Here is a 12,092-nt window from a genome sequence, read left to right on the forward strand (position 1 = left end):
TCCTTCTTCGTGGGGTGTCCCGCCCGCCCTAAAAATATAATTTAGATGCAAGAAAGCAGATGATAAACTCATTAAACCCAGAAGTTGACTGCAAACTCGAATTCATCCGCAAAACTTTAACTGAAACAAAAGCTGTTGCCCTTCGCTTGCGCGGTACAGACTGGTTTGCCTGGGCCACAGCCGGCGGTTCCCATACAGTATTGCTAACCGCAGAAACCGGAGTTGCAGAAATATTAATTACCGCCGAAAACGCTTGGGTTCTCACCGATGAAATCGAAGCCCAGCGCTTGCAAGATGAAGAATTGCCAGCCAACTTTCAAATGCACATCTATCCTTGGGCAGATGTTTCACAGCGCGAAGCTTTTGTCAAAGAAATTACTGGTGGCGGTAACGTGATGAGCGATCGGCCAAATTCCCAAGAAATGCCAATAATCGCATCTTTACAATCCCGCAAACAGACAATGATGTCAAGCGAATTAGAGCGATACCGGCGAGTCGGACGTTTAGCCAGCGAAGCGATGACAGAGGTACTTTCCGCAGCAAAACCAACATGGACAGAATATCAGCTAGCGGGAGCCGGTGCAGAGGCATTGTGGGCCAGAGGTTTGCATCCAGCCCTGACATTAGTTGCTGGAGAAAGGCGTTTGCCGCTGTACCGCCACGCCACAGCAACGGGCGAACAAATCGGGCGACAAGCAATGTTAGTATTTTGCGCGAGGGGATGGGGTTTGTATGCAAATTTAACCAGATTTGTCAGTTTTGACTTTCTGGGGGAAAAGCATTCAGAGTTGCACCGACAAGTCAGAGAAATTGAAGCCGCCGCGCTGAATTCGTGCCGGCCGGGAGTATCGCTGAATGCGGTTTATGATACGCTGAAAACTGCCTACGAAGAGCACGGATATCCTCAAGCAATTCGGGAACACCATCAAGGCGGAACTACCGGATATTTGGCGCGGGAAATTGTGGCGAATCCGGCTACTTCAGATATTTTGGCAGAAAATACGGCTGTGGCTTGGAATCCGAGTTTGTCGGGAGCAAAAATTGAGGATACGTTTGTAATTCACAGCGATGGAACGTTGGAAAATTTGACATTCGATCCGAATTGGCCGAGTGTAGAAGTAGCGGGAAGATTGCGGCCTGTACCGCTGGAAATATGGGACGATCGACCATTGTCCATTTAACTTATCGCTCTATTTTCATCTCAGGCGCGATCGAGCCATCATGACCTGGAAAACGATACTTTCATTTATTGTCAGTGCCACACTCCTGACTCTACTGAGCGGTTGGCTGATGGTCGCAAATCTCCTGCCGATTCAAGCCGCGATCGACTACAGCGAGGCGGAGCGGAGTTTTGTGCAGATTTGGCTCCAGGTAGCGATCGTGATTGGCTTGCTTTTGCCGGGAGTTGCATTTTTGGTGTGGATACGTCACCCCAACCTGCGGACTATTTTTGGATTCTATTTGTTAGTTCTGGCAATTCAAATTGTCAGCGAGCAAATTTTCAGTCGCGTTTTTTCTTCTAGTCTATTAGTCATCATCGGCACCATTTACACCACATTTCGAGTTTGGCAACTGTGGCAAAGTCAACACTTTTTAAGGATCGGCGCTCCAAGCGGTAAGGTTGGCGATCGACTCGCACAGGGCTTACTGTGGATACTGCTGTTGTTTTGGTCAGCCAACTTAATCTTCCTTTTAGTAATTGGCTGGTTGAGGATTTTATACTCCATCTAGCACTAATGCAAAAAATCCAATTCCTCAAAATGTGGGAGCAACTGAATTAATCCGATACGGTCATCTCCTTTTGTCTGCGAGCAGCTAAGGCTAATTCAAAGCCTGCCTTGAGTTGGTCCGCTACGTCCGGGGCATGGGATGCTTCTCCTCCTTGCCTTGCTTTGAGTTGTAACGGTGTGGCGATCGCAATCCGTTCCTCTTCATAGTCCGTAAGAGCTTGAGCAACAGAAGCAGTATCCTGCAAGTTCAGCCCCTTGAGTTTTTTTGTTAAAGCAACAGCATCCTCAAAGGCCATAGTAGTCCCTAATCCTAAGGACGGTCGCATCGGGTGAGCGGCATCCCCTAATAAGGTGATTCTCTCTCTATCCCCCCATTGGGATACTGGTTCCCGATCGAACACGCCAGTTTCCACAATGGTGGTAGGGTCAGTTGCTCGAATAACCCTTTCAACAAAGGGAGTCCATCGGTCAAAAACTTGGAGAACCATAGCTAAAACATCGGTACTCTTCTCTGTAGTCGGATGGAGTGCTGTCCCTGTCCAAGCCAGTTCCTCGGGTCCTGCATCCATAATCCAAAAATTTTTCTGGTCTCCGACCACCAGTTGAAAACCAGCCCCTTCTGCAAAGGGTTCAGCGAGGGGGGTTAGGATTTGACGGGGCAAGATTCCTCGCCAAGTCATGGTTCCAGTGTACAGAGGCGCACCATCTCCCACGGTAAGACCGCGAACCGCAGAGTAATACCCGTCGGCACCAATTAACAGTCGTGCGCCAACATCGGGCTGATTCTCAAAGTGCAAACGTAAGGGAGGCTTGGACGGATCGGCGACCTTAGTGAAGTTGACAAACTTATGGTTGAGGTGAAGGGATACGGTAGGTGGGAGCGTGTTGTGCAGTGAGCTTTGTAGGTTATACCACGCTAGCCAAGTGAAGGGAGTACCCGCCAAGGGCGATTCATCAGAAAACAGAACCTCGCCATTGGGTCTCATCAGCAGTTGTCGCTGTGGGTTGACACCTAAGGCACGAACTTGGGTAGCGAGATCGGCATTGATGAGAGCCAATGCCTTATACCCGGCTTCTGCCAACCCTAGGGCAGCGCCGATGGGACGTAAAGCTCTAGCTCGTTCAAACACACCTACCGAAAAACCTAAATTGGCTAGCCCGTGGGCTGCACATAGTGCGCCCGGTCCTGCACCAATAATGGCGATATCGAAAGTTCGGGTTTCACTCATTTTTAAATACAGCTAAAAACAGCAGCGACAAAAGCGATCGCCTTGAACACTAGCGAAGCTAATCGCGCTTCGTGTGAGATGATGTAGGTTCTGCTTGATAATAATACACTCACGCACTAATTTATAAAAGAGACCTCTTGCAAAAGTAGGCGGGCGCGATCGCAACCTGTAACCAGCGTCCATAGCAACTATAGCTTCAACGATCGCCCGGGGTCAAATTGCTGTCAATGTAGTAGGATAGTGTTACCCTAAGCGATCGTAATAATCAAGGGAAACTAAAAGTTTTTAGGATTTTATCGAGTCGATATAGAAATCGCCACTGTCGGTTAGGATTAAGATTTAATCTGATAGCTGGACTCTCTAATTATCAACTCAATCAAGTTCAAAAGTTGATGTAGCTCAGCTTAAAAAATAGCAAACACGTCTATAATACAAGATGAGTTTCAAGAATGGCTTTACAGCTACAAGCCTGCGTAAACAGTTGAATTTGTACTGATTAACAATGCTCGCATCATGCCGCGATCGGCACTCGAACATAACAAATAAAGGAGGTATTTAAGCTGGATTTAGTATTAAACTCTCAATACAGGTCTGTCGGGATTTTCGGGATTGGGAATTAGACGCTGATTTTTGCAATCTACTAGCAAATCTAAAGTTTCTAACACAGTTTGACCGATTAGCACCAGATCGCCTAAAACCATTGCCGCCTCAATCGTCTCGCGCCCTTCTATTTCAATGATAACAGGTTCAGTCAATCCCACTGTTTCTTGTCTGCCATCAGCATATTTTGCTATTTCCTGACTCCGAATTCTTAAACCCAGGTGTTCGCAGACTTCTACAGGAATAGCTGTGCGTACTGCACCAGTATCTATGAGTGCTTCTGCTTCGTACACGCGCAACAGATTTGGATTGAGCACTCCTCGACTCACTAAGGCTTCATCAATGGCATTCGTTAGCTTGACTTTGACTCGGACTGCACCCATATTTTTGCTGGCTTGAGTTAGATCGCGATCGAGATTTATCATATCGCCTCTCTTTTCGTCTAGAAAGTTTACCTTTGATTCTAGCTTTAATTTATGGTAGTAAGGTGCGGTGTGCATCGCCCTACAAGTAGAGTCTGTGCGTAAGTCTTACAGCGGATCGCAGGTTTATGAAGTGCAGTAGGGACAAAAGCTTTCGCCGTGTCCCTACGGGGATTTATCACTCTTGTGGGGTGGGCATCCTGCCCGCCCTAAACATACAGGTTAAATGCACAACAGCTTACTCATCTTCAGCATAGATAAATCGATACAATTCACTGGGATCGGGCTCGGGGCTTTTCTCTGCAAAATCTACCGCATCATCAATTACTGCTTGAATCTTATTTTCGATCTCTTTTAATTCTTCAGCACTTGCCAAAGTTTGATCGATCAAATCACCAGCCAACTTCTTAATCGGATCGCGAGGGAACCAATATTCCTTCTCTTCCTTAGAACGCAATTCGTCGGGATCTGCCAAAGAATGCCCGCGAAAGCGATAAGTCAAAGCCTCGATCAAAGTCGGCCCTTCGCCGGCGCGCGCCCGCGCTATGGCTTCCTTCGCCACTTCCCGCACCGCCAAAACATCCATCCCGTCAACCTCGACGCCAGCCATGCCAAAAGCATGAGCTTTCTTGTAAATCATGGGGTCAGAAGTAGCTCGTTCGTGGGCCATCCCGATCGCCCATTTGTTGTTTTCCACAACATAAATAATCGGCAACTTCCACAAAGCCGCCATATTCAAACATTCAAAAAACTGCCCGTTATTTGCAGCACCATCGCCAAAAAAACAAGCAGTTACGCCATCGGAACTCTCATCCCCCAAAGCTTCGCGGCGGTACTTCGATTGAAAAGCCGCCCCCGTAGCTACAGGAATCCCCTCAGCCACAAAAGCATAACCTCCCAACAATCGGTGTTCGGCCGAAAACATGTGCATCGAACCGCCGCGGCCCTTCGAGCAACCAGTTTCCTTCCCGAACAACTCCGCCATTACCTCTCGCGCCGGGACGCCCGCGCTCAAAGCGTGAACGTGATCGCGGTAGGTGCTGCTGACGTAATCGGTGTCATCCCGGCGCATCGATCGAATGACGCCAGTAGAGACAGCTTCCTGACCGTTGTACAAGTGGACAAAACCAAACATTTTGCCCCGGTAGTACATCTCAGCACACTTGTCCTCAAAGTAGCGCCCCAAGACCATATCCTCGTAGAGCATCAAGCCCTCATCCCGAGAAAGGTTTACGCTTTGCGCGTCAAAAACTGGTAAAGTCCGTTCCTGAACCATAAATAATTAATACCCGACGATCGGCTTCCTAGACATCTAAATTTAAACCGAGATGGGACACAACCGCAGCAGAAAACGATCGCACCTTTTCTGTGCAGCAGTTCACCAATTGTTAAAATGAGTAGGGCAGGCGGGGCGGATTGGGCCGAGTCGGAGAACCAACTCTCATCTAAACCCGATGCCAACGAATGATATAATTCCATTACTCTCAAACCCGAAAATGCTCAAGAGTCAAACAACTCATTTAGCTGACGGGCAGTGGGGCAAGGCATTTTCCTCACTGTAAAACGCTGTAGGGGGAAAAAAATCAGAGTATCTCTACGGCAAGTCCAACATACCGTGAATTGGGCGGTTGGAAGCCAACACCAGAATTTTTGATTTGGTTTGCGGGAGTATCTCACTTAAGATAGGCTAATTCAGTTGCTAGCGCTTTGGGGAAGTGGACGAGTGTTAATTCCACTAGATTACTACCGGATTTTGGGTCTACCGATTCAAGCTACTGCCGAACAGTTGCAGCAGGCTCACCGCGATCGAACTTTACAGCTTCCGCGCAGGGAGTATTCCGAAGTTGCGATCGTCGCCCGCAAACAACTGCTCGATGAAGCCTGCGCCGTTCTGTCAGACTCAGAGGGGCGCAAAGCTTACGATGCCAGTTTTTTAGCCAAAACTTACGATCGAGAGTCGGAAGCCGCACTCGAAGCCAAGCACCAGAGGTCGAAAACCTCAGCAGGCACGGCCACCTTCCTGCAAGAGGCAGGAGAAACCGCTCCGCCAGAGTCCAAAACTTTAGAGGCTGCTCCCGATCCCCACACTCCAAGTATTGAAATCGATGACAACCAATTCGTAGGAGCCCTGCTCGTACTGCAAGAACTGGGGGAATACGAACTCGTACAGAAGCTGGGTCGCCCGTATCTTAACAATGGCAGCATCGCGATCGCCGAAGGTCGTTTCGGCGACCCCCAGCTCGTGCGGCCAGATATAGTTTTAACCGTCAGCCTTGCCTGTCTAGAACTCGGCCGCGAACAGTGGCAGCAAGGTCAGTACGAAAATGCCGCAAGATCGTTAGAAGCAGGTCAAGAATTGCTGCTGCTTGAGGGCCTATTTGCAAGCGTGAGGGGTGAAATGCAAGCCGACATATACAAACTCCGTCCGTACAACATTTTAGAGCTATTATCACTCCCCGAAGAAAAAGTCGCCGAGCGTCGCCGGGGACTGCAAATCCTGCGAGAAATGCTTCAAGAACGAGGCGGTATCGACGGTTCGGGAGACGATCGATCGGGTTTAGGAATAGAAGACTTCCTCCGGTTCGTGCAGCAAATGCGCAGACACCTAACCAGCAGCGAGCAGCAGGCGCTATTTGAAGCCGAAGCCGGCCGCCCCTCCGCAGTCGCCACTTACCTCTCGGTCTACACCCTGTTAGCCCAAGGATTTGCCGCCAGACAGCCATCGATGATCCGCCGCGCCAAGCTGATGCTGATGCAGCTCGGCCGCCGCCAAGACGTTCACCTGGAAAAAGCCGTGTGCTCCTTGCTGCTGGGCCAGACAGAAGAAGCCAGCAGAGCCCTCGAACTGAGTTCGGAAAAAGAACCCCTCGCGTTCATTCGCGAGCATTCCCAAGATTCTCCCGATTTGTTGCCCGGACTGTGCTTGTACGCCGAACACTGGCTGCAAGAGGAAGTGTTTCCCCACTTCCGCGACTTGGCCAACGAGTCAGTCTCCTTGAAAGATTACTTTGCCGACCAGAAAGTACAAGCTTACCTAGAAGCTTTGCCGCTTGACGCAGAAACCGCCAACGAATGGGTCGTCGTGCAGCCCCGCTCGGGCAAGCCCCAGGGGCGACTGCAACCCCTCGGCGATCGCCCGCCCGCACCCCCACAGCCACCCACAGCCAAGCAGGGAGCCAGTACCGTCACCTTGACCCCCGTACCGGCAGACGCCTCCACCGCCGCCTCCAGCCCGAAATCCCAGGCTGCGGCGACCGCGCCGAGCCTTGCTGCCGCCGTCTCTCTCCCAACAGCTACGGCGGGCGGGCCCTCAGACTCCACCTCCAAACGCAGACGCCAACATTCAGGGCGCAGCGGAGCAACCGGCAAGGCGCTAACAGGGGATTTGGTCGATCGGGCGCGCACCAAAGCAACAGAAATTACCGCCCAAGTCAAGTCCATGCCTCCAAATAGGCTGGCTTTGTTTCTAGTCGCAGGTGTCCTGAGCTTGTTACTCCTGTGGTTAATACTCAGTCTGTTGGCGAGCGCCCTGCAAGCCCTCTCGGGCCCATCCCTCCAAGGAGATCAAGCCCTCGTCGGTCTGGAAGCACCGCCCGTAGAAATCCCCGCTGTTTCCGTGCCCCCAGACCCTGGTGCCCCAGCCCCCGTGTCGGGAGCAATCACTGAGGAATCAGCCGAACAAATAGTTCAAAGCTGGCTGTCGGCGAAAGCAGCCGCTTTGGGCCCCAACCACAGTGTGGAAGAATTAAAGCAAGTTCTGACAGAACCGGCTTTGTCTCGCTGGCAATTAATGGCAGACGCTCAACAGCGAAACAACGCGCATCAGCGTTACGTACACAAGCTGCAAGTTAATGGAGTTAAGACGAATCCGACTAATCCCGATCGCGCCGAAGTAGAAGCCCAAGTAGCGGAAAAAGCCGAAGTTTTCGATCGCGATCAGCTAGTTTCTTCCCGCAACGAAAACCTGCGCGTGCGCTACGAATTGATCCGCCAAGATGGACAGTGGCGGATTATGGATTGGCAAGTGATCAAATAAGGCATTGGTAATTGGTAATTGGTAATTTGTAATTTCTGCTTGCTAGTTGCTAATTACCAATGTCTGATTATTAGTTAAAATTTTAATCCCAAAAGCGGGAGTTGTGAATTGCAGATTATTGTTGAAGGCTGGCGTTTTATTTATCATTCCTACTGCGTAGCCAATCAATTTCAACTACTGGAAATGCTCGCTCGCCCCCGAGAACAAATTGAGCTTTTCCACCGCGATATGCCCTACATAGACGCAGCTTGGGAGACGAAAATTAGTTTGTTCGACCGCCAAAATGAAACATTACTCCGCAGCATTAAGGGCCCTGCGGTAAATCAGTCAGCCGATGTTACCCTGCGAATTTACTGCCCTTGGGACTTCTCGGCCTCCAGCAGCGCTCAAACTTGGGTATTTGCAGCCACAGAATGGGGGATTGTTACCAGTTCAGTATTACAGGCGATGGGTGTTAAATCGATCGCCCAAACCCCCGTTAACTCAGAAACGAAAATTATTACACCTTCAGCCTGGTCAAAAGCCGGCTTAATTCGCAGCGGTGTTGAGGCCGATCGCATTGCCGTCGTACCTTTGGGAGTCGATCCTGAGATTTATTGTCCTCTCTCGGGCGATCGGCGTCAATCGCTGCGCCAAAGCTTGGGCTGGTCAAACTATTTTATATTTTTAAACATCGGAGGACAAACGGATCGCAAAGGCATTCGCCCTTTATTAAAAGCCTTCGCTGCGGTAGTTGACAAATATCCTCATGCCCGATTAGTTTTAAAAGGTTCAGAACTGCTTTATCCGTCAAGAGACGAGATTGCGGAAGCCTGCCGAGTTGTGCTCGACGATGCGGAAAGAGCGAGAGTTTTAGCGAGATTAATTTATACTGGTAGCCAGCTATCTTTTGCTCGAATAGCTGAGTTTTACCAGGCAGCAGATGCTTATGTTTCTCCGTATTTAGCAGAAGGTTTTAATCTGCCGGTGTTGGAAGCTGCAGCTTGCGGTTTGCCGGTTATTTGCACGGAGGGCGGCCCGACTGATGATTTTACGAGATCGGACTTTGCACAGCGGATCCAAAGTAAATTGACGGCTGTGGCGATCGGCGGAGAAACATTATTTATCTTAGCTCCTGAGTGGGAACATTTGAGTTATTTGATGCAGGGGGCGATCGAACAGGCCCGATGGGCTGCGAAAGCTAGAGTTGCGGGCCCGGGTTTTGTAGCTGAAAATTTTACTTGGAGACACGCAGTTGATCGATTGCTTGAGGTTATGGTGGGAGATCGAAATAGCGAGAGGATGGACAAATCTATTTTTGAGCCAATAATTTTGTAGTTGGCACGTTTCAATCCCAACATAGGCATTTAGCGGTTGTCCGGCTCTCCTTGACCCAAGTTTTAAATTAATTTTTAAATCGTTTTAATTGCTGATACAATAAGCTTGGGTTAGCGATATCAGACAAATTTCCTCTCACAAATTTATAGGAAATACAGACCTATGAAAGGATATCAGAGTGTTCTTATCCCAAGGGTATTGTCTTATATAGCAATCCTCGCATCATTATGTGAATTTCTTACTCCCTAGCAAGCTGCTTCGGGGAGGGTTGGGGTTGGGTAAAAAATTTACGAATCCTGCAAGGATTTCTATAAAGGCGTTTTTAACGCGGATTTAATATCATTTAAAAATTAAAGTCCTTACTGCAAAAAACAGCAAGGACTTCAATCATTCATTCCTGAGTTTTAAGAACTAAAGTCCTTACTACAAACCTTAAATACTTGCCATCACTTCGCCAGCGGCGGCCAAAGTTCGATCGACATCTTCCTCAGTATGAGCCAAAGAAGTAAATCCCGCCTCAAACTGCGAAGGAGCCAGATAAATACCGTGCTCCAACATTCCCCGGTGAAAGCGGCTGAACTTCGTCAAATCCGACTTCTTCGCATCCTCGTAATTGTGAATCGGGCCCGCCGCAAAAAACAAGCCAAACATCCCGCTAATTTGCCCGCCACAAGCTGCGTGTCCGGTTTCCTTAGCAATTTTTAGCAATCCGTCAGACAGTTTTTTGGTAATCTTATCCAACTGTTCGTAAGTGCCGGGTTTTTGCAGCAATTCCAAAGTCTTAATCCCAGCAGTCATAGCCAAAGGATTTCCCGAAAGCGTACCCGCTTGATACATCGGGCCTGCCGGAGCCACCATCCCCATAATATCCCGCCTTCCCCCGTAAGCTCCCACCGGCAAACCGCCACCGATAACTTTACCTAAAGTTGTCAAATCTGGGGTAACGCCGAATCTTTCCTGAGCTCCGCCGTAGGCGATGCGGAAACCGGTCATTACTTCATCAAAAACTAACAAAGCACCGTTATCTTTAGTAATTTCCCGTAAACCTTCGAGAAAACCAGCATCCGGGGTAATAAAACCCGCATTCCCCACCACTGGTTCGAGAATTACGCCTGCTATCTCGCCGGGATTTTCGGCAAATAAAGCTTTGACTGCTTCTAAGTCATTGTAGGGAGCGTTGAGGGTGTTGGCGGTAACTGATTTCGGCACGCCCGGGGAGTCGGGAAGGCCCAGAGTTGCCACGCCGGAACCGGCTTTTACCAAGAACATATCGGCGTGACCGTGATAGCAGCCTTCAAATTTAATCAGTTTATCGCGTCCGGTGAAGGCTCGCATCAGCCGCAAAACGGCCATACAGGCTTCGGTGCCGGAATTGACGAATCGCACCATTTCAATGCTGGGAACCGCATCGATGACCATTTCGGCGAGCACGTTTTCCAACACCGATGGTGCGCCGAAACTCGTACCTTTTTCTAAAGATTCGTGAAGGGCTTTGATGACTTCCGGGTGGGCGTGGCCGCAGATGGCCGGGCCCCAAGTGCCTACATAGTCAATGTATTGGTTTTCGTCAACATCCCAAATGTAGGCTCCTTTTACCCTGTCAAAGACGATGGGCTGTCCGCCTACGGATTTGAAGGCGCGGACCGGGGAACTGACGCCACCTGGCATCAACTTCTGGGCAGCGGCGAAAATTTCTTCTGATTTGGTGGTTTTCAAGGTTGTGGAAACCAATGTTTTCTCCTTAGTGAACGTCTGTTGTGGGTAGAATAATTTTATAGCCAGTTCAGCATAAAGGTTAGGTCTATTTAAGGAAACTATGTTATTGACGTACTCCCCCGTTTAAAAGACGGGGGATTCTCAAAGGATGTTACAAGGCGGGCGTCAGAGGGCGCGTTTCCACCGTTCTTCTTGTCTCTTCGATTCTTAACTAGACTGTTACCACTCCCCGTCAGACCATCTCCACAGACATTTTCTTTATTGTCCAGGAAGCGTCCCTCCCCAGACAATCCGCGATTACGGATCACTTGAGCTGCTGCTACATCTTTATGGGTAGTGTATCAACACTCAGGGAAATGATGAACTCGTTCTTTCAGTTCTTTTTTGTCGGTGTGGGTGTCACACTGCAGGCATAATTGCGAAGTGTAATCTTTATTGACTTTATCAAAGTACACACCACGTTTCCAACACACCCATTAGACCTCTCCAAGAACTCTCAAAATCTTTATCATATTGGTTTCTGACTGCGTTCCCCTCAAATGGCCGGCAGTCAGAAACCAACGGTTACATAAGGCTTTGACAGTGTTGCTATCAAAACACAACAGATTTTTGAAGTAAAATTCTCTCATATTTTTTAACGTATTTTCGGTTATTTAACTACTCAAAACGATGCTTCATATCCGCCATATTATGAATTTTTATTTATACTACCACAATTACGGATTCATAAGTTCATGAATTTAACCGAAATACAGCATACTCCAGGTTTATAAAGTACAGTAGCAGCAGCTTGTCAACCAGTTTTTGAAGTGCTTAGTATTGACTAAATAAGTAGGTAGGTACAAAAAAACAAAACTATGTAAAAATATCTAAACATGAAGGTGTATCTACCAAGGTAACTCAGATATGGGCGCTCGTTTAAAAATATTTTTGACTCCCTAACAGAATCAAACCCTATAAAAACTTAGAACTGAGGATGTACTACAGAAAGTCAAAGACAGAGCCTCGCTCCCTCAGGCTAAATGCACATGGCTGGTACGTT

9 protein-coding genes are annotated in these 12,092 nt (G+C 48.8%); 4 read left to right on the top strand and 5 right to left on the bottom strand.

The window, feature by feature from the left end; all coding sequences use genetic code 11:
- Positions 1-59: 59 nt before the first annotated feature.
- A complete protein-coding gene (locus tag QUA99_RS03285) occupies positions 60-1,181 on the top strand; it encodes a M24 family metallopeptidase (protein WP_333234727.1) in 1,122 nt (373 codons plus the stop codon).
- Between the two features lie 40 nt (positions 1,182-1,221).
- Entirely contained in the window at positions 1,222-1,731 is a 510-nt protein-coding gene (locus tag QUA99_RS03290; protein WP_333234728.1) for a hypothetical protein, read from the top strand.
- A 46-nt stretch (positions 1,732-1,777) separates the two neighbouring features.
- Here QUA99_RS03290 and QUA99_RS03295 read toward each other — a convergent pair whose 3' ends face one another.
- From QUA99_RS03295 to pdhA, 3 genes are all read right to left on the bottom strand, one after another.
- Positions 1,778-2,959, bottom strand: coding sequence for an NAD(P)/FAD-dependent oxidoreductase (locus QUA99_RS03295; RefSeq protein WP_333234729.1), 1,182 nt, complete (start codon positions 2,957-2,959; stop codon positions 1,778-1,780).
- 572 nt (positions 2,960-3,531) lie between these two features.
- Positions 3,532-3,984: a clan AA aspartic protease gene (locus tag QUA99_RS03300; protein WP_333234730.1), complete on the bottom strand. Its 453-nt coding sequence runs from the start codon at positions 3,982-3,984 to the stop codon at positions 3,532-3,534.
- A 235-nt stretch (positions 3,985-4,219) separates the two neighbouring features.
- Positions 4,220-5,257, bottom strand: coding sequence for a pyruvate dehydrogenase (acetyl-transferring) E1 component subunit alpha (gene pdhA / locus QUA99_RS03305; protein WP_333234731.1), 1,038 nt, complete (start codon positions 5,255-5,257; stop codon positions 4,220-4,222).
- Between the two features lie 447 nt (positions 5,258-5,704).
- Between pdhA and QUA99_RS03310 the strand changes: the two genes are divergently transcribed.
- Positions 5,705-8,017: an IMS domain-containing protein gene (locus QUA99_RS03310; protein ID WP_333234732.1), complete on the top strand. Its 2,313-nt coding sequence runs from the start codon at positions 5,705-5,707 to the stop codon at positions 8,015-8,017.
- Between the two features lie 108 nt (positions 8,018-8,125).
- Complete coding sequence (locus QUA99_RS03315; RefSeq protein ID WP_333234733.1) at positions 8,126-9,334, top strand: glycosyltransferase family 4 protein; 1,209 nt, start codon at positions 8,126-8,128, stop codon at positions 9,332-9,334.
- 432 nt (positions 9,335-9,766) lie between these two features.
- Here the strand turns inward: QUA99_RS03315 and hemL are convergent, their stop codons facing one another.
- Complete coding sequence (gene hemL, locus QUA99_RS03320; RefSeq protein ID WP_333234734.1) at positions 9,767-11,065, bottom strand: glutamate-1-semialdehyde 2,1-aminomutase; 1,299 nt, start codon at positions 11,063-11,065, stop codon at positions 9,767-9,769.
- 326 nt (positions 11,066-11,391) lie between these two features.
- Positions 11,392-11,523 carry a zinc ribbon domain-containing protein gene (locus QUA99_RS33005; RefSeq protein WP_445250973.1) on the bottom strand — a complete coding sequence of 44 codons (132 nt, stop codon included), beginning with the start codon at positions 11,521-11,523 and terminating at the stop codon, positions 11,392-11,394.
- Positions 11,524-12,092: the final 569 nt, after the last annotated feature.

Origin of the sequence: Microcoleus sp. F10-B2, assembly GCF_036704965.1 — a bacterium.
In the GTDB taxonomy this organism is placed as follows: Bacteria; Cyanobacteriota; Cyanobacteriia; order Cyanobacteriales; family Microcoleaceae; genus Microcoleus.

What these genes read in the sequence shown, in the direction of transcription:
- QUA99_RS03290 (WP_333234728.1), top strand. Translation starts at nt 1,222, where the DNA reads ATGACCTGGAAAACGATACTTTCATTTATTGTCAGTGCCACACTCCTG.
- QUA99_RS03285 (WP_333234727.1), top strand. Translation starts at nt 60, where the DNA reads ATGATAAACTCATTAAACCCAGAAGTTGACTGCAAACTCGAATTCATC.
- pdhA (WP_333234731.1), bottom strand. Translation starts at nt 5,257, where the DNA reads ATGGTTCAGGAACGGACTTTACCAGTTTTTGACGCGCAAAGCGTAAAC.
- QUA99_RS03300 (WP_333234730.1), bottom strand. Translation starts at nt 3,984, where the DNA reads ATGATAAATCTCGATCGCGATCTAACTCAAGCCAGCAAAAATATGGGT.
- QUA99_RS03295 (WP_333234729.1), bottom strand. Translation starts at nt 2,959, where the DNA reads ATGAGTGAAACCCGAACTTTCGATATCGCCATTATTGGTGCAGGACCG.